Origin of the sequence: Roseomonas aerilata DSM 19363 (genome assembly GCF_000711725.1) — a bacterium.
Classification (GTDB): Bacteria; Pseudomonadota; Alphaproteobacteria; order Acetobacterales; family Acetobacteraceae; genus Roseomonas; species Roseomonas aerilata.
In genome coordinates this window covers 1-17,583 of record NZ_JONP01000007.1, presented here as the reverse complement: position 1 = coordinate 17,583, position 17,583 = coordinate 1, and the positions used below count along the sequence as shown (strand labels likewise).

Here is a 17,583-nt window from a genome sequence, read left to right as displayed (position 1 = left end):
GGGGCGCGAGTGTCAATCAGGGGGCTGTCGGCTCGGGCGGCTCCGGGAGAGGGCTCCTCCCTCTCCGGACATCCGAGGCAGTGCCTCGGATCCGCCAAGGGCCTGAGGCCCTTGGATCCCCATCTGGCTGTCGCGGATACGATGACCAAAGGCCGGGTCCTTCCAGGTGCCTTTCCTGCGCGTGCAGTCGCCTCGGGTCCACGACCCAAGGCGCACAGGCCCCTAAGCCACTCAAATTCGAGGAAAAAGATGATGGTGAGGGGTCCGGGGAGAGGAAGAATTCCCTCTTCCTCTCCCCGGGGCCACCAGCGCCGGCCCTATCCCCGATGCACCCGTTCCACCAGCGCCGCCACGTGCTCGATCGGCGTATCCGGCGTGATCCCGTGCCCGAGGTTGAACACGAAGGGCCGCCCGCGCATCGCGTCGAGGATGTGGGCCGTGGCCTCCTGCAGCGCCTCCCCGCCGGCCACGAGGGTGCGGGAGTCGAGGTTGCCCTGGAGGGTGACGCCCTCCGGCAGCGGGCCGGTGAGGTCCACCGTCTCGTCCAGCCCCACCGCGTTGACGCCCGCGCGCGCCGCGTAGGCGGGGATGCCGTCCCCGGCGAGGCGGGGGAAGCCGATGAGGGGGAAATCCGGCCCCAGGCGGGCGCGAAGGCGTGCGGTGAGGACGATGGTGGGGTCCAGCACCCAGCGCTCGAAGCCCTCGGGCGGGAGGAGGCCGGCCCAGGAGTCGAAGAGCATCAGCGCCTCCGCCCCGGCCTCGGCCTGGGCGACGAGGTAGTGCTCGGCCGCCTCGATGAGGATCTCGAAGAGGGATTCGAGGAAAGCGGGGTCGTCCTCCGCCATCCCGCGCGCGACGGGGAAGCCGTGACCGCCGCGGCCGTCGATCATGTAGCAGGCGACCGTCCAGGGGGCGCCCGCGAAGCCGATCAGGGCGGTGCCCGGGTGGTCCCTCTCCAGCCCGGCGCGGATGCGGGAGACCGTCTCCATGATCGGGGCCGCGCGGCGGGCGGCGTTCCCCGGGCGAAGGGCGGCGAGTCCGGCGGCGTCGCACACGGGCTCCAGGATGGGCCCCACCCCGTCGTTGCCGCCCTGCCCGTAGCGCAGCCCCTGCCCCATGGCCCAGGGCAGCATCGGCAGGTCGGTGAAGAGGATGGCCGCGTCCATCGGGAAGCGGCGCAGCGGCTGGAAGGTGACCTCGGCCGAGAGCTCGGGGTTGAGGCAGAGCTCGAGGAAGCCGCCCGCCTTCTCCTTCGTCGCGCGGTACTCGGGCAGGTAGCGCCCCGCCTGGCGCATCAGCCAGATCGGCGGCGGCCAGACGGCCTCGCCGGCCAGGGCTCTCAGGAAGGGCTTATCCGCGGGGTCCATGGCCCCTCTTTCTCTCTAATTAGGATTCTTAGAAAGGATGAGGTGAGGGGTTGATGCCTGTGAGTCCTGTGGACGCAGCGGGCGGCGCATTTCATCCCGAGGGTTTTCCACAGGCTGGAAGGCGTGGCGACTCGGCAATCGGAGGCGAGTCGGTGACTCGCTCCGGATGACTCGAGCCCTTACAGCGCGATTCTATCCCGGGTGGCGTGAGTCGTGACTCACCGCCCCCGTGACTCATGGCGCGCCCCGGAAGGTCAGAATTCATCCCCAGGACTCACCCTCGTGAGTCGCGTCCTCCCCAGCGGGGCCGCGCTTGGGCTAGGTTGCCGCCGACATGCCCCGCACCATCAACCTCCACCTCGTCTCCGACAGCACGGGGGAAACCCTCAACTCGATGTCCCGCGCGACCCTCGCGCGCTTCGAGGACCCGCATGTGATCCAGCACCGCTGGTTCCTCGTGCGCTCCCGCTTCCAGCTCGAGCAGGTGCTGGAAGGCATCCAGGCCGAGCCGGGCCCGGTCTGCTTCACGCTGGCCGACAAGTCGCTGCGCCACAGCCTGGAGGAGTTCTGCACCCGCCTCGGTGTCACCAGCCTCTCGGTGCTCGACCAGACGCTCGACCTCCTCCAGCGCGAGATCGGCGAGGCCGCGAAGGAGAAGCGCGCCGCCCAGCACGTGCTGGACGCAGACTACTTCCGCCGCATCGACGCCATGCACTACGTCCTCGCGCATGACGACGGCCAGGGCACCGCCGGGATCGCCGAGGCCGATGCCTGCCTCGTCGGCGTCTCCCGCAGCAGTAAGACGCCCACCTGCTTCTATCTCGCCAACCGCGGCATCAAGGCGGCCAACGTGCCCATCGTGCCCGGCGCCCCCCTGCCGGTGGAGCTGAACAACCCGCCCTGCCCCGTCATCGGCCTGACGATCGAGGTGAACGCGCTGCTGGAAATCCGCCGCCACCGGCTGAAGCTCATCGGCACCGGCGGCGTGCGGCAGGACGCGACGGACTACGTGGACCCCGAGGCGGTAAAGGCCGAGATCCTCGCCGCCCGCCGCCTCTGCACCGCCCGCGGCTGGCCGGTGATCGACGTGACCCGCCGCAGCATCGAGGAAACCGCCGCGACCGTCCTCCAGCTCATGGAGGCCTGGCACGCGCGCACGGCGCCCCCCGGCACGCCGCACGGCGCCAACCAGGGGCCGCCCGCCCGATGAGCGCGCTTCAGGCCGAAACCCCGGCCCTGGTTCTCGCCAGCGCCTCCTCCGCCCGCCGCGCCCTGCTTGACGCCGCCGGCCTGCGCTTCGAAGCCCTCGCCGCCGCCGTGGACGAGGCCTCCATCAAGGAGAGCGCCAAGGCCGAGGGCTTCCCCGCCGCCGACGCCGCCCTGATGCTGGCCGAGGCGAAGGCCCGGCGCATCGCCGCCCGCCGGCCCGAGGCCCTCGTCATCGGCTGCGACCAAATCCTCGTTCTCGGCGACCGCTGGTTCGACAAGCCCGAGAACCCCGCCGGCGCCCGCGCCCACCTCCAGGCCCTGCGCGGCGGGACCCACCAGCTCGTCACCGCCGTGCTGTGTTGGCGCGGCGGCGAACGCATCTGGCAGCACGTCGCCACGCCGCGCCTGACCATGCGCCCCTTCTCCGATGCCTTCCTCGACGCCTACCTCTCGCTGGAGGGCGATCGCGTGACGGAAAGCGTGGGCGCCTACCGCCTGGAAGGACCGGGCGTGCACCTCTTCGACCGCGTGGACGGCGAGCACGCGGCCATCCTCGGGCTGCCGCTCCTGGCCCTGCTGGGATTCCTGCGGCAGCACGAGGTTCTGCGCGGGTGACCCTGGGGGAGAGAAAGAATTCTCTCCCCCAGACCCCCACTCATCTTTTTCTTCGAGTTGGGAATACTGGACGGCCGGTGCGCCTCGGGTCGATGACCCGAGGCGACTGCATGATCAGGAAAGGGCCCACAGATGGGGATCCAAGGGCCTCAGGCCCTTGGCGGGAGAGGTCCGGAGAGGGCGGAGCCCTCTCCGGGGGCCACCAGCGCTACCCCTCCTCGATCGTCGCCCAGACCGGCTCCTTCAGCTTCGCGACGAAGGCCGCGTGGCGTTCCAGATCTTCGGCGCTCGGCACGATAGGGCGCGGGGTCCGGATGGTGGGTCCGCTGGTGGCGATGAGGCCGGAGCGGGCGCCGATGCTGGTCGCCAGTTCCAGGCCCGGCTGCTTGCCACCCATCAGTTCCAGGTAAACCTGGCCGAGGAGCTGCACGTCGAGCAGCGCGTTGTGGGTCGTGCGCGCCGAGAGGTCGATGCCGAAGCGGCGGCAGAGGGCGTCGAGCGAGTTGGGCAGGCCGGGGAAGCGCTTCTTCGCCATGACCAGCGTATCGACCATGCGGCTGCGGTCGATGCGCGGCGTGCCGCAGCGGTCGAACTCGTGGTCGAGGAAGTTGAAGTCGAAGGGCGCGTTGTGCGCGATGACGGGATCGTCGCCGAGGAAGTCGAGGAGCTCCGGCAGGATCTCGGCGAAGAGCGGCTTATCGGCCAGCATGGCGGCGGTGAAGCTGTGCACCTTCGTCGCCTCCGGAGGCACGTCGCGCTCGGGGTTGATCAGGCGGTGGAAGGAGCGGCCGGTCGGCATGAGGTTCACCACCTCGATCGCCGCCACTTCCAGCACGCGGTCGCCGGTGGCGGGGTCGAGGCCGGTGGTCTCGGTGTCGAGGATGAGGGCGCGGGTCATGGGCGGAGTTTAGGGGAGTTGGGGCGGCGGCCGAAGGGTCTTCTCCCGGCCGCCGCCGCAGCTCCGCCCGTCAGGGCTCCCACGGGGAACCCTGGGCAGGCGGGAGGCCGGTCGGATCAGTCGCGGCCGGTCACGGGAACGCGGATCGGGGCGTGATCCAGGGCCACCCGCGCCGCGACATTGGCCGCCGTCAGGCCGGCCAGGACGATGAGGAACATGGTCGTAAGCACTATCTTAATCCCTTGTTTTCCCTCAGCAGAGGGTGACAGGGAGATGGTGACGGAGGGGCCTCCGGGCCAACGGTACCGGCGCATGGCTGGCCACCGCTGGGCGCCTGCCCCTCAGCCTTGATCCGCCAGCAGCCGCCGCATGCTCCGCTGAGCATGGTGGCGGGAGAGGCCGGTCTGGATGAGGTGGTCGGCGCGGCGGCGGCGCAGGCTGTCCGGCACCTGGCGGGCGAGGATGGCGCGCAGCCGCTCCTCCGTCATGCCGCGGCGGCGGAGCACGCGGGCGCGCTGGATGGCGGGCGGCGCGGTGACGACGATCACGGCATCGGCCCGCCGCTCGCCGCCGGTTTCGAAGAGCAGCGGCACGTCGAGCACGGCCAGCCGCGCGCCGCGGCGCCGTGCGCGGGCGAGGAAGCGCCCTTCCTCGCGGCGAACGAGCGGGTGGACGATCGCCTCCAGCCGCCGCAGCGCGGCTGGGTCGCTCAGCACGACGCGGCGCAGCGCCTCCCGGTCCACCATCGGGCCGCGCGGCGTGGGGCGGGTGGTGCCGGGGAAGGCGGCGGCGATGGGGCGCACGGCCGCTCCGCCCGGCCCTTGCAGCCGGTGCACGGCGGCGTCCGCGTCGAAGACGGGAATGCGGTGGCGCCGCAGCGTGGCGGTGGCGGTGGACTTGCCCATGCCGATCCCGCCGGTCAGCGCCCAGATTTTCATGCGCAGTGCTTCATGTGCGGGGGATGTCGGAGGCGACGAAGTCGCGCAGCGCCGCGTCCACCACCGGCATGGTGCCGAACCAGGCCTCGAAGCCGCGGCGGCCCTGGTGCAGCAGCATCCCCAGCCCGTCCACCGCCACCAGGCCGCGCGCCCGCGCGGCGGCGAGAAGCGGCGTCTCCAGCGGCACATACACAAGGTCCGCTACCACCGCGCCCGCCGGCAGGGGTGAGAGGTCCAGCGCCAGTGGCGGCTGGCCCTGCATTCCCTGGCTTGTCGTGTTCACCAGCAGCGCCGCGTCCTCCAGCGGCGGCTGGTCCGCCACCTCGACCGCCGCACCGTGCTCCGAAAGCTCGCGCGCCAGGGCATCGGCGCGGGCGCGGCCGCGGTTGACCAACGTCAGTCGAGGGCAGCCGGCGGAGAGCAGGGTATGCGCCACCGCCCGCGCCCCGCCCCCGGCGCCGAGGATCACCGCTGGCCCCGCCTCCGCCCGCCAGCCCGGCGCCGCCTCCCGCAGGTTCTCCAGGAAGCCCCAGCCGTCCGTGTTCCAGCCCTCGATGCGCCCGTCCTCGCGGAAGACGAGGGTGTTCACCGCGCCCATCCGCCGCGCGTCCTCCGCCAGCACGTCGCAGACGGCCATCGCCGTCTCCTTGTGGGGAATGGTGACGTTCGCCCCCGCGAAGCCCAGCGCCGGCAACGCGCGCAGCGCCGCCTCGAAGCGCGCGGGCTCCACCGGCAGGGGCAGGTAGGCCCCGTCGATCCTGTGCCGCGCCAGCCAGAAGCCGTGCAGCCGGGGCGAGCGCGAATGCGACACGGGATGGCCGAGGATGCCGGCCAGGCGCGTCTTGCCGGTGAGGGTGCGAAGGGGCTCCATCCCCCTGACATAGCGGCCGCGCCGCGGGATGTCAGGGCAGTCCCCCCCTCTGGCGCCGTCGCCCGCAGGATGCGACCAAGGCGCCTCGATCGACGGAGAAGCAGGACCCATGGCGAAGACCCTGCGGGTAGCGGTGCAGATGGACCCGATGGAGAGCATCGGGATCGAGGGCGACAGCACCTTCGCCCTCATGCTGGAGGCGCAGGCGCGCGGCCACGCCCTCTGGCACTACCACGTGCGCGACCTCGCGCTGGCCGGCGGCCGCGTGACCGCCTGGGCCCACCCGGTCGAGGTCCGGCGGGAGAAGGGCAACCACTTCACCTTCGGCCCCGAGGTGGAACTCGACCTCGGCCGCGACGCCGACGTGGTGCTGATGCGCCAGGACCCGCCCTTCGACATGGCCTACATCACCGCCACCCACATCCTCGAGCACATCCACCCGGAGGTGCTGGTGGTGAACGACCCCGCCAGCGTCCGCAACGCGCCCGAAAAGCTCTTCGTCACCCACTTCCCGGAGCTGATGCCGGAAACCCTGGTGACCGCCGACCGCCGCCTCATCGCGCGCTTCCGCGAGAAGCACGGCGACATCATCGTGAAGCCCCTCTTCGGCAACGGCGGCGCCGGGGTGTTTCACATGAAACCGGACGACAGCAACCTCAACTCGCTCATCGAGATGTTCACCGAGCGCTCGCGCGAGCCGCTGGTCATCCAGAAATACGTGCCCGCCGTGCGGCAGGGCGACAAGCGCATCATCCTCGTGGACGGCGAGGCCATGGGCGCCATCAACCGCGTGCCCGCGGAAGGCGAAGCGCGCTCCAACATGCATGTCGGCGGGAAGGCCGTGCAAACCACGCTGACCGACCGCGAGCGCGAGATCTGCGCCGCCATCGGCCCGGAACTGAAGGCGCGCGGCATGATCTTCGTGGGCATCGACGTGATCGGCGGCTACCTCACGGAAATCAACGTCACCTCGCCGACCGGATTGCAGGAAATCGCCCGCTTCGACGGCGTGCACCTCGAGCGCGCGATCTGGGACTGCATCGAGGCGAAGCGCTGACGCGCCCCTCCGGCGCCCGGGGAACCGGGCGCCGGCGCGCCGCTCAGTCGGCGGAGGCGCCGGACTTCTCGATCGTCTCGCGCCACATCGGCCGCTCGCGCGCGGCGCGGGCCGTGGCGTCGGACGCGGTGGTCCAGATCGGCTTGGCGCCCACGCGGGCGAAGCGCTCCCGCTGCGCGGTGTCGTCCACCGTCGCCTTGAGGGCACCGTTCAGCCGCTCCACCACGCTGTCGGGCGTCGCGGCCGGGGCGACGAAGCCGCCCCAGACGGTGACGACGAAGCCGTCGATCCCCGCTTCCGCCATGGTGGGAATGGCGGGCAGGGTGGGCCAGCGCTCGGCACTCGTCACGGCCAATGCGCGGATCTGCCCGGCCTCCACCAGCGCCTGGTAGGACGCGACGCCGTCGATCGCGAAGTCGATGTCGCCGCTCAGCAGCGCGGGCTGGATCTGCGCCGCGCCGCGATAGGGCACGTGCACCGCCTCGATCCCGAGGCGGGAGAACAGCATGGCGGAGGACAGGTGCGTGGTGGTGCCGACGCCGGTGGAGCCGTAGGTGATCCCCCCACGCCGGGACTTCGCCCAGGCGATGAATTCCTGCAGCGTCGTCGACGGCACCTTGTTCGGGGCCACCACCGCGATGTTCGGGAACTCCCAGCCGAGCGCGATCGGCCGCAGGTCGCGCTCGATGTCGTAGGGCACGGACTTGTAGAGGTACTGGTTGATCGAGAAGTTGGACACCGTGCCGGCGCCGACCGTGTAGCCGTCCGGCGCCGCTTTCGCCACGGCGTCGATGCCGATATTCCCGCTGGCGCCCGGCCGGTTCTCGATGACGACCGGCTGGCCCAGCGTCTGCCCCATGTGGTCCGCGTAGATGCGCGCGATCACGTCGGTCGCGCCGCCCGGCGGATAGGGCACGATCATGCGGACGGGCCGCAGGGGCCAGTTGCCTCCTTGCGCACGGACGACGAAGGGCAGGACGGCGGAGCCAAGGGCGGTTCCGAGCAGCAGGCGGCGGTTCACGGCGTTTCCTCTGGGGGTGTCGTTGCGGAGCGGAGATCAGGTCTCGGGAGGAAGGACCTTGCCGGGGTTCATGATTCCACCGGGATCGAGCAGCGCCTTGATGCCGCGCATCAGCGCGATCTCGGCGGGATCGGTCACGCGCCCCAGCCGGCCGCGGTTGCTCAGGCCGATGCCGTGCTCGGCGCTGATGACGCCGCCCAGCGCGGCGGTCTCGTCGTCCACCACCGCGTTGATCCGCGCCACCATGGGCGCGGCGGCGGTCGCATCGGGGAACTGCCGGGCGTCCAGGATGGCGAGGACGTGGATGTTGCCGTCGCCGATATGGCCGTGCATCACGATGCGCGCCTCCGGCGCGACCTCGGCGATGCGCCGCTCCACGTTGCGGGCAAACAGCGCCTGGTTCTCCAGCGGCACCACGCTGTCATGGCTGACCACGTAGCCCGCCCGCTTGCTCCCCTCGGAGACGGAGTGGCGGATCTTCCACAGCGCCGCGGCCTGGGCGGTGCTCTCGGCGAGGACGGCATCCACCACCAGCCCCTCCTCGAGGGCGGCGCCCAGCGCCTCCTCCAGCGGGGTGCGGAGGTCCGTGCCGGCCAGCGTGTCCGTCAACTCGATCAGCAGGTACCAGGGGGCTTCAAGCGGGAAGGGAATGGCCACGTCCGGCACGTGCTCGGCGATGACCGCGATCTGCTCGCGCGACATGGCCTCCAGGCTCGCCAGCCGGTCGCCCACCGTGCCGCGCAGCCGCCCCATCAGGGTCAGCGCCGCCTCGATCTCCGGCAGCGCCACCATGGCCAGCGCCGAGACGCGCGGGCGGGGAAAGAGCTTGAGCGAGGCGGCCGTGATGATGCCGAGCGTCCCCTCCGCCCCGACGAAGAGCTGCTTCAGGTCGTAGCCGGAGGAGTTCTTGCGCAGGCCCTGCAGCCGGTTCAGCACCGTGCCGTCCGGCAGCACCACCTCCAGCCCCAGCACCAGCTCCCGCGTGTTGCCGTAGCGCAGCACGGCCGTGCCGCCGGCGTTGGTGGCGATGTTGCCGCCGATCTGGCAGCTCCCCTCCGCGCCGAGCGAGAGGGGGAACAGCCGGTCCACCCCCTCGGCCGCCTCCTGGATCGTCTGCAGGATGCAGCCGGCCTCCACCGTGACCGAGTTGGCGAGGGCGGAGATGGCGCGGATCCGGTTCAGCCGGTCCAGCCGCAGCACCACGCTGCGCCCGGAGGCGTCGGGTGTCGCGGCCCCGCACATGCCGGTATTCCCGCCCTGCGGCACGATGGCGACGCCGCGACGGGCGCAGAGGCGCACCACCTCGGCGACCTCGGCCGTGCTGGCCGGCTTCACCACCGCCGCGGCCCGGCCGTGATAGCGGCCGCGCCAGTCCACCACATAGGGTTCCTGGTCCTCGTCCGCCGTCGTGACGTACTGGCGGCCGAGCAGCGCGGCCAGCTCATCCACCAACCCGGCGTCCGCCGGCGTGGCATTCCCCGTGGCGGTCAGGCTCATGGCGTCGGCTGGCTCCATCCTGCGGGCCTGGAAGCCTGCATCCTGCTTCTCGGGGCATCCTTCCCGCCGCCGCGGGAATGACGCGTTCGGGGCGGGTTAATGCTCATCCGGCGCGAAAATGTCGAGGGCGGCCGCGCCGCCGTCCGCGCCGAGGAGCAACCTCGGCGCCGAACCGAAAACCTGCGCCGAGCGAGGCGGGGGAGAGAACATCTTCTCTCCCCCGGAAGCCACCGGAGCCTTACCGCCCCAGCCCGTCCCAGAACTCCTTCACGCGGGAGAAGAACCCCTCGCTCTCCGGGCTCGTCCGGCTGTCCGACGTCGCTTCCGCCTCGAACTGCTCCAGCAGCTCGCGCTGCTTCGCCGTCAGGTTCTGCGGCGTCTCGACGGAGACCTGCACGTACATGTCCCCCCGCGCCGCGCTGCGCAGGATCGAGAACCCCTTGCCCCGCAGCCGGAACTGGTCCCCCGCCTGCGTGCCGGAGGGGATGGAGACGCGCGCGCGGCCGCCATCGATGCTCGGCACCTCCACCGCGCCACCGAGCGCCGCCTGCGTCATGCGAAGCGGCACGCGGATGAAGATGTTGTTCCCCTCCCGCTGGAAGATCGGGTGGGGGCGGATGCCGATATCGACGTAGAGGTCGCCCGGCGGTGCGCCGCGCAGCCCGGCCTCGCCCTCGCCGGCCAGGCGGATGCGCGTGCCCTCCTCGACGCCCGCGGGGATGGTGACGCTGAGGTTGCGCTCGCGCTCCACCCGCCCGGCGCCCTGGCAGACCTTGCAGGGGTTCTTGATGATGCGGCCCGTGCCGCCGCAGGTGGGGCAGCTGCGCTCCACCAGGAAGAAGCCGGACTGCGCCCGTACCTTGCCGGCGCCCTTGCAGGTGCCGCAGGTGTCGGTCTGCGCCTTGCCGCCCTCGGCCCCCGTGCCCGCGCAGTTGTCGCAGGTGACGGAGGACGGGACGCGGATGGTGGTCTTGGTGCCCGCGAAGGCCTCCTCCAGCCCGATCGTCACCTCGGTGCGGAGGTCGGAGCCGCGGCCGCTGTTCTGCTGGCCCCGCCCGCCGCGCGCGTTCAGGTTGCCGAACATCTGCTCGAAGATGTCCTCGAACCCGCCACCGGCGAAGCCGCCGAAGGGCCCGCCACCGCCGCCACCACCGCCGCCCTCGAAGGCGGCATGGCCGTAGCGGTCGTAGGCGGCGCGCTTCTCGGCGTCCTTGAGGACGTCGTAGGCCTCGTTGGCCTCCTTGAACTTCGCCTCGGCCGCCTTGTCGCCGGGGTTGCGGTCGGGGTGGTGCTGCATGGCGAGCTTGCGGAAGGCCTTCTTCAAGCCGTCCTCGTTCACGTCCCGGGCGACGCCCAGCACCTCGTAGTAATCACGCTTGGCCATTTCTGTTCCCGTGCGGGGCTCTCGCTAGGCCCTGTAGGGTTGCGTTGGGGTGGGTGCCACAAAAAAGAAGCGCCCGGCCCGCGTGTCGCGATGCCGGGCGCCCTCTGTTGCCGCGGGGCCGATCAGCCCTGCTTCTTCTTGGTGGGATCGACGTCCTCGAACTCGGCATCCACCACCTTGCCGGGGTTGGGGCCGCCGGGGCCGGAAGCGCCGGGCCCGTTCGGGTTGGCGTTGCTCGGCCCGCTGGTGCCCTCGGCGGCAGCGGCCGCCTCCGTCTCGGACTGGGCCTTGTACACGGCCTCGCCGATCTTCATCGACGCGGCCGAGAGGCGCTCGCCCGCGGTCTTCATCGCCTCCGGGTCGGTCCCCTCCAGCGCGGAGCGCGCGGCGGAGAGAGCGGCCTCGACCTCGCCCTTGTCGGCATCGGCGAGCTTGTCGCCGTTGTCCTTCAGGGCGCGGTCGGTGGAGTGGACGAGGGCCTCGAGGTTGTTCTTCGCCTCGACCGTCGCGCGGCGCTGCTTGTCGGCCTCGGCATTCGCCTCGGCGTCGCGCACCATCCGCTCGATATCGGCGTCCGACAGGCCGGAGCGGGCCTGGATCTTGATCTGCTGCTCCTTGCCCGTCGCCTTGTCCTTCGCCTGGACGGAGACGATGCCGTTCGCGTCGATGTCGAAGGTCACCTCGATCTGCGGCACGCCGCGCGGCGCCGGCGGGATGCCCTGCAGGTCGAAGTTGCCCAGCAGCTTGTTGTCCGCCGCCATCTCACGCTCGCCCTGGAAGACCTTGATGGTCACCGCCGTCTGGTTGTCGTCGGCGGTGGAGAAGGTCTGGGACTTCTTCGTGGGGATGGTCGTGTTGCGGTCGATCAGCCGGGTGAACACGCCGCCCAGCGTCTCGATGCCCAGCGAAAGCGGGGTCACGTCGAGCAGCAGGACGTCCTTCACCTCGCCCTTCAGCACCGCGCCCTGGATGGCGGCACCGATGGCGACGACCTCGTCCGGGTTGACGTTGCGGGCCGGCTCCTTGCCGAAGAAGGTCTTCACCGCCTCGATGACCTTCGGCATGCGGGTCATGCCGCCGACCAGGATCACCTCGTCGATCTCACCGGCCGTCACGCCCGCATCCTTCAGCGCGTTCCGGCAGGGCTCGAGCGTGCGCTGGATGAGGTCATCGACCAGCGCCTCCAGCTTCGCGCGCGTCAGCTGCAGCACGAGGTGCTTCGGCCCGCTCGCGTCGGCGGTGATGAAGGGCAGGTTGATCTCGGTCTGCTTCGAGGAAGACAGCTCGATCTTCGCCTTCTCCGCCGCCTCCTTCAGGCGCTGGAGGGCCAGCTTGTCGCCGCGCAGGTCGATGCCGTTCTCGCGCCGGAACTCGTCCGCGAGGTAGTCGATGACGCGCTGGTCGAAGTCCTCGCCGCCGAGGAAGGTGTCGCCGTTGGTGGACTTCACCTCGAACACACCGTCGCCGATCTCGAGCACCGACACGTCGAAGGTGCCGCCGCCGAGGTCGTACACGGCGATCGTGCCGTGGTTCTTCTTGTCGAGGCCATAGGCGAGCGCCGCGGCCGTCGGCTCGTTGATGATGCGCAGCACCTCGAGGCCGGCGATGCGGCCCGCCTCCTTGGTGGCCTGGCGCTGGGCGTCGTTGAAGTAGGCGGGGACGGTGATGACGGCCTGCGTCACCTTGTCGCCGAGATAGGCCTCGGCCGTCTCCTTCATCTTGCCGAGGACATAGGCGCTGATCTGCTGCGGCGCCTGCTTCTGCCCGCCCGCATCGACCCAGGCGTCACCGTTGTCGGCGCGCGCGATCTTGTAGGGAACGAGCGACACGTCCTTCTGCACCATCGGATCGTCGAAGCGGCGGCCGATAAGGCGCTTGACGGCGTAGAGCGTGTCCGTCGGATTCGTCACGGCCTGGCGCTTGGCGGACTGGCCGACGAGGCGCTCCCCGTTCTTCGCGAAGGCGACCATGGAGGGGGTGGTGCGCGTGCCCTCCGCGTTCTCGATAACCTTCGTCTCGCCGCCTTCCATGATGGCGACGCAGGAATTGGTGGTGCCGAGGTCGATACCGATGACCTTGCTCATCCGTTACTTCTCCTTCGCGGCGGCCGGGGCACGGCCCATGCTTCGAGGCACCGTGCGCGGCCCCATTGTCTCAAATCGGATGGGGTGGGCGGGGCTGGCCCGTCCAGACCCGGATGTATTCAGGGGTGGGGCGCGGGACAAGACCCTGTCCTGGGTGAATCAGAACGGGGGAAGGCACTTCTTCCCCCCTAAGCTCAGCCCTTCCCTGCAACGACCACCATGGCCGGCTTCAGAAGCCGCCCGTTGATCGTCCAGGCCGGCGTCCAGGCCGTGATGACGGTGCCGGGCTCCACCCCCTCGGGCGCGGGCTGCTCGGCCATCGCCTGGTGCAGCTCGGGGTCGAAGGGCTTGCCCTTGGGGTCCTCGGCCTTCACGCCGTGGCGCTCCAGCATGGCGATGAAGGCGCGCTCCACCCCCTCGAAGCCGCCACGCAGCTTCGCGATGGGCCCGTCCTCGCCCTCGGCCGCCGGCAGGGCATCGAGGCCGCGGCGGAGGTTCTCGGCCGCGTCCGCCACGTCGCGGGCGAACTTCGTCACGGCGTAGTTCCGCGCGTCCTCCAGCTCCCGCTTGTGGCGGTTGCGCAGGTTCTGCATCTCGGCCTCGGCGCGCAGCCACTTGTCGCGCATGGCGTTCAGCTCGGCCGCGAGGTCCGGCGCCTCGGCGGCGTTGTTCGGAGCAGCCTGGGCCGCGGCATCGGCGCCGGGGACCTCGTTCTCGTTCGGCTTCGCGTCGGTCGGGGTATCGCTCATCAATCGTTCTTTCCTGGCCCTTCAGGGGCTGCGCGGGGGCGCCCTCGGGGCGGCGCGTATCGGCGCATCACCTAGGGGCCGGTGGGCGGCGGGACAAGCCGGTGCGCCAAGGCGTGTTGCGGCGCAGCATCCCGGGGCGTAGCTTTTCCGACGCCTTGCCACCCTTCGCCCCCCCCGGCCCCCGCCCGGCCCCGCCCCACCCCATCGCCGCCCCCCGGCCCGGCCACCCCGCATGAGCGAGACCCCGCTCGCCGAGCCCGCGCCAGTCCGGGTGCCCCTCTGGCTCCTCGCCTCCATCACCTTCAGCGGCACGGTCGGGATGTACATCTTCGTCCCCGCCCTGCCCCAGGCGGCCGAGGCGCTGGGCGGCTCCCCCGGCGCCATGCAGCTCACCGTCAGCCTCTACGTGCTCGGCCTCGCGCTCGGCCAACCCTTCTACGGCCCGCTGGCGGACCGCTTCGGGCGCCGCCCCGTGCTGATGGCGGGCCTCGGCCTCTACACGGTGGCGGGCCTGCTCGCCGGCCTCGCGCCCGACGCCGGCACCCTCGTCGTCGCGCGGCTCTTCCAGGCACTCGGCGGCTGCTCCGGTGTGGTCCTGGCGCGGGCCATCGTGCGAGACACCTCCGCCGCGAAGGAGGCCGCGCGCCGGCTCGCGCTCCTGAACCTGATGGTCACCGCCGGCCCCGGCCTCGCGCCCCTCGTCGGCGCGGCGGTCGCGGCCACCGCCGGCTGGCGCGTGGTGCTGCTGCTGCTCTGCGCGCTCGGCCTCGCCAACCTCGCCTTCACCTGGCGCCTCCTGCCGGAAACCGGCCGCTCCACCGGCCTCGCGGCCGCCACCATCATGCGGGACTACGCGCGCCTCGCGGTCTCGCCCGTCTTCCTCGGCTACGCCCTGCTCGGCGGCTGCATGACCACGGCGGCCTACGCCTTCTTCAGCGCCGCACCCTTTATCTTCCGCGACCTCGGCCGGCCGGAGCACGAGGTCGGAATCTACCTCGCCATCCTCGTCATCGGCATCTCCCTCGGCAACGCGCTGGCCAGCCGCGTCATCGGCCGCGCCTCGCTCGACGGCGTGCTGCGCTGGGCCGGCGCCGCCAGCCTTGCCTCCGCCCTTCTCCTCCTGGCCGTGGTGCTCTCGGGCGGCCTCACGGTCGGCTGGGCAATGGGCTGCATGTTCGCCTTCACCATCTGCACGGGCGTCGGCGGACCCTCCGCCCTCGGGCAGGCGATCGGCGTGAACCCGCGCGTCGTCGGCTCCGCCTCGGGCCTCTACGGCTTCGTGCAGATGAGCGTCGGCGCGGTCTGCTCCGCCCTCGCCGGCCTCGGGTCCCACGCTGCCCTCTCGGCGGCCCTCGTTATGGCCGGGGCCGCGCTGGTCGGACAGGTGGCGTTCCGGGTCGCTCTTTCAGCGAGGGGACGGCCTGCGGAGTGACCAGAGAGGGCTCTGCCCTCTCCGGACCTCTCCCGCCAGGAGCCTGAGGCCCCTGGACCCCCGTCTGGCTGTCGCGGAACCTTCCTGAACATGCAGTCGCCTCGGGTCCAAGACCCGAGGCGCACCGGCCAACCAGTATTTCCAACAGAGAGAAAAAGATGAGTGGGGGTCTGGGGGAGAGAATTCATTCTCTCCCCCGGAGTCGCCAGAGCCGGCCCGATCAGGCCGCCAGCGCCGGGTAATCCGTGTACCCGTGCTCGTCCCCGCCGTAGAACGTCGCCTTGTCCGGCGTCGCGAGGGCCGCGCCGGTCTTCATGCGCTGCACGAGATCCGGGTTGGCGATGAAGGGCCGCCCGAAGGCGACGAGGTCCGCCCGCCCCTCGCGGATGGCCGCGTCGGCGAGGGCGAAGTCGTAGCCGTTATTCGCCATGTAGGGCCCGCGGAAGGCGCGCTTGAGCGCCATGAAGTCGAAGCCCGGCACCACGTCGCGCGGCCCGCCCGTCGCGCCCTCGATCATGTGGAGATAGGCGAGGTTGAAGCCCGCCAGCGCCTCCACGACGTGCCGGAACAGCGGCGCGGGGTCGCTGTCGCTGGCGTCGTTGGCGGGCGTCACGGGGGAGAGGCGGATGCCCGTCCGGTCCGCGCCGATCGCGTCCACCACCGCCTGCGTCACCTCGAGCGTCAGGCGCGCGCGGTTCTCGATGCTGCCGCCGTAGCGGTCCGTGCGCTTGTTGCTGCCGTTCCGCAGGAACTGGTCGAGGAGGTAGCCGTTGGCCGCATGGATCTCCACGCCGTCGAAGCCGGCGGCCAGCGCATTGCGCGCGGCGCGCACGTAGTCGGCGACGATGCCCAGAAGCTCCCCGGCCTCCAGCGCGCGCGGCTCGACATGCGGCTTGAAGCCCGTCTCGGTGAAAGCCTGGCCCTTGGGCGTGATCGCGGAGGGCGCGACGGGCAGCGCGTTCCCCGGCTGCAGGTCGGGGTGGGAGATGCGCCCGACATGCCAGAGCTGCGCGACGATGCGCCCGCCGGCCTTGTGCACCGCCTCCGTCACCGGCCGCCAGCCGGCCAGCTGCTCCTCGGAATGGATGCCCGGCGTGAAGGCGTAGCCCTTGCCCTGCTGGGAGATCTGCGTCGCCTCGGAGATGATCAGCCCCGCGCCCGCGCGCTGCGCGTAGTAGGTGGCGGCGGAGGGCCGGGGCACGTCGCCCGCGACGGCGCGGCTGCGGGTCAGCGGCGCCATCGCCACGCGGTTCGCAAGCTCGATGGCGCCGACCTTGGTGGGGGTGAAAAGCGGGCTTTCGGCGGGGTTGGTCATGCTCGTTCCTTGAAGGGTCGAGGAAGCTGGCTGCGGGACGCGGGCCGCCTGGGCCCACGGGTCGGCTTCGCCGTGGGGCGCGGCGCTCGGGGGGCATCTGGTGCCTCGGCGCCGGGATTGGGGACGGGCGGCCGCATGGCTGCCATGTGCAGTGCAGCAAACGCGGTTGCATGAGCATGGCTTCCGGCGCGCGTTCCCAGCCGGGCAGGGCGGGCACGCCCGGCAGCAACCAACCCGCGAAACGGACCGTTCCGCTCCGGCCACACCCCCCGGAGAAGCCAATGCCCTTCGTGAAGACGCGCGACGACGTCGCCCTCCACTACACCGACTGGGGCACCGGCAAGCCCGTGGTCCTCATCCACGGCTGGCCGCTCAGCGGCGCCATGTGGGAATACCAGGCGATGTTCCTCGCGGCCCAGGGCTACCGCGTCATCGCCTACGACCGCCGTGGCTTCGGCGAGAGCGCCAAGCCCTACTCCGGCTACGACTACGATACCCTATCCGACGACCTGGCCGCGCTGATGGACGAACTAGACCTCCAGGGCGCCACCCTCGTCGGCTTCTCCATGGGCGGCGGCGAAGTCGCGCGCTACCTCGCCCGCCACGGCAGCACGCGCGTGGCCAAGGCCGTTCTCGTCAGCGCCGTCACGCCCTACCTGCTCAAGGTCCCCGGCCACGATGAGGGCGTGCCGCGAGAGGTGTTCGACGGCATCGTCGCGGGCCTGCTGGCGGACCGCCCGCACTTCCTCGCCACCTTCGGCAAGGCCTTCTTCGGCGCGGGAATGCTGAATTTCACCGTCACGAACGAGATCCAGCAATGGGCGCTCGGCCTCGCCCTGCAGGCCTCCCCCAAGGCGACCGTGGACTGCGTGCGCGCCTTCTCCGAAACCGATTTCCGCGCGGATATGCGCGCCTTCACGGTGCCGACCCTCGTCATCCACGGCGACGCCGACCAGACCGTGCCGATCGACGTCTCCGGCCGCGCGGCGGCCCGCCTGATCACCGGGGCTAAGCTGGTGGAGTACGGCGGCGCGGCCCACGGCCTGTTCTTTACCGAGAAGGACCGGCTGAACGCGGACCTCCTCGCTTTTCTCCAGGCCTGAAGGCCGGTCGGCACCGGCGACCCCGGGGGGAGAGAATGAATTC

15 protein-coding genes are annotated in these 17,583 nt (G+C 71.2%); 5 read left to right on the top strand and 10 right to left on the bottom strand.

The window, feature by feature from the left end:
• Positions 1 to 317 precede the first annotated feature (317 nt).
• Positions 318 to 1,367, bottom strand: a complete 1,050-nt coding sequence (gene hemE / locus BO39_RS09725) for a uroporphyrinogen decarboxylase (protein ID WP_043832529.1) — start codon at positions 1,365 to 1,367, stop codon at positions 318 to 320.
• Positions 1,368 to 1,701: 334 nt separating this feature from the next.
• Between hemE and BO39_RS09720 the strand changes: the two genes are divergently transcribed.
• Positions 1,702 to 2,577: a pyruvate, water dikinase regulatory protein gene (locus BO39_RS09720; RefSeq protein ID WP_043832528.1), complete on the top strand. Its 876-nt coding sequence runs from the start codon at positions 1,702 to 1,704 to the stop codon at positions 2,575 to 2,577.
• Complete coding sequence (locus tag BO39_RS09715; protein WP_043832527.1) at positions 2,574 to 3,191, top strand: Maf family nucleotide pyrophosphatase; 618 nt, start codon at positions 2,574 to 2,576, stop codon at positions 3,189 to 3,191. The genes BO39_RS09720 and BO39_RS09715 overlap by 4 nt, the downstream gene beginning before the upstream one ends.
• A 208-nt stretch (positions 3,192 to 3,399) precedes the next feature.
• Here the strand turns inward: BO39_RS09715 and dnaQ are convergent, their stop codons facing one another.
• The 3 genes from dnaQ to BO39_RS09700 form a co-directional block, all read right to left on the bottom strand.
• Positions 3,400 to 4,089, bottom strand: a complete 690-nt coding sequence (dnaQ, locus tag BO39_RS09710) for a DNA polymerase III subunit epsilon (protein ID WP_043832525.1) — start codon at positions 4,087 to 4,089, stop codon at positions 3,400 to 3,402.
• A 341-nt stretch (positions 4,090 to 4,430) separates the two neighbouring features.
• Positions 4,431 to 5,027: a dephospho-CoA kinase gene (coaE, locus tag BO39_RS09705; protein WP_043832522.1), complete on the bottom strand. Its 597-nt coding sequence runs from the start codon at positions 5,025 to 5,027 to the stop codon at positions 4,431 to 4,433.
• A gap of 10 nt (positions 5,028 to 5,037) precedes the next feature.
• Positions 5,038 to 5,898, bottom strand: coding sequence for a shikimate dehydrogenase (locus BO39_RS09700; RefSeq protein ID WP_043832519.1), 861 nt, complete (start codon positions 5,896 to 5,898; stop codon positions 5,038 to 5,040).
• 109 nt (positions 5,899 to 6,007) lie between these two features.
• Between BO39_RS09700 and gshB the strand changes: the two genes are divergently transcribed.
• Positions 6,008 to 6,955, top strand: coding sequence for a glutathione synthase (gene gshB / locus BO39_RS09695; RefSeq protein ID WP_043832517.1), 948 nt, complete (start codon positions 6,008 to 6,010; stop codon positions 6,953 to 6,955).
• A gap of 43 nt (positions 6,956 to 6,998) precedes the next feature.
• Here the strand turns inward: gshB and BO39_RS09690 are convergent, their stop codons facing one another.
• From BO39_RS09690 to BO39_RS09670, 5 genes are all read right to left on the bottom strand, one after another.
• Positions 6,999 to 7,976, bottom strand: a complete 978-nt coding sequence (locus BO39_RS09690; RefSeq protein ID WP_043832514.1) for a Bug family tripartite tricarboxylate transporter substrate binding protein — start codon at positions 7,974 to 7,976, stop codon at positions 6,999 to 7,001.
• Between the two features lie 36 nt (positions 7,977 to 8,012).
• Complete coding sequence (locus BO39_RS09685; protein WP_052401918.1) at positions 8,013 to 9,473, bottom strand: FAD-binding oxidoreductase; 1,461 nt, start codon at positions 9,471 to 9,473, stop codon at positions 8,013 to 8,015.
• A gap of 238 nt (positions 9,474 to 9,711) precedes the next feature.
• Complete coding sequence (gene dnaJ / locus BO39_RS09680) at positions 9,712 to 10,857, bottom strand: molecular chaperone DnaJ (RefSeq protein ID WP_043832512.1); 1,146 nt, start codon at positions 10,855 to 10,857, stop codon at positions 9,712 to 9,714.
• A gap of 122 nt (positions 10,858 to 10,979) precedes the next feature.
• Positions 10,980 to 12,941: a molecular chaperone DnaK gene (gene dnaK, locus BO39_RS09675; RefSeq protein ID WP_043832510.1), complete on the bottom strand. Its 1,962-nt coding sequence runs from the start codon at positions 12,939 to 12,941 to the stop codon at positions 10,980 to 10,982.
• A 194-nt stretch (positions 12,942 to 13,135) separates the two neighbouring features.
• Positions 13,136 to 13,690, bottom strand: a complete 555-nt coding sequence (locus BO39_RS09670) for a nucleotide exchange factor GrpE (protein ID WP_043832818.1) — start codon at positions 13,688 to 13,690, stop codon at positions 13,136 to 13,138.
• Positions 13,691 to 13,922: 232 nt separating this feature from the next.
• On the opposite strand from BO39_RS09670, the gene BO39_RS09665 reads away from it, so the two are divergent.
• Positions 13,923 to 15,122 (top strand): Bcr/CflA family efflux MFS transporter, encoded by a 1,200-nt coding sequence (locus tag BO39_RS09665; RefSeq protein ID WP_043832507.1) that lies wholly within the window; start codon positions 13,923 to 13,925, stop codon positions 15,120 to 15,122.
• A gap of 220 nt (positions 15,123 to 15,342) precedes the next feature.
• Here the strand turns inward: BO39_RS09665 and BO39_RS09660 are convergent, their stop codons facing one another.
• Positions 15,343 to 16,437, bottom strand: a complete 1,095-nt coding sequence (locus tag BO39_RS09660; protein WP_043832504.1) for an alkene reductase — start codon at positions 16,435 to 16,437, stop codon at positions 15,343 to 15,345.
• A gap of 281 nt (positions 16,438 to 16,718) precedes the next feature.
• On the opposite strand from BO39_RS09660, the gene BO39_RS09655 reads away from it, so the two are divergent.
• On the top strand, positions 16,719 to 17,540 hold the full coding sequence (locus BO39_RS09655; RefSeq protein ID WP_043832502.1) for an alpha/beta fold hydrolase: 822 nt from the start codon (positions 16,719 to 16,721) through the stop codon (positions 17,538 to 17,540).
• Positions 17,541 to 17,583 lie beyond the last annotated feature (43 nt).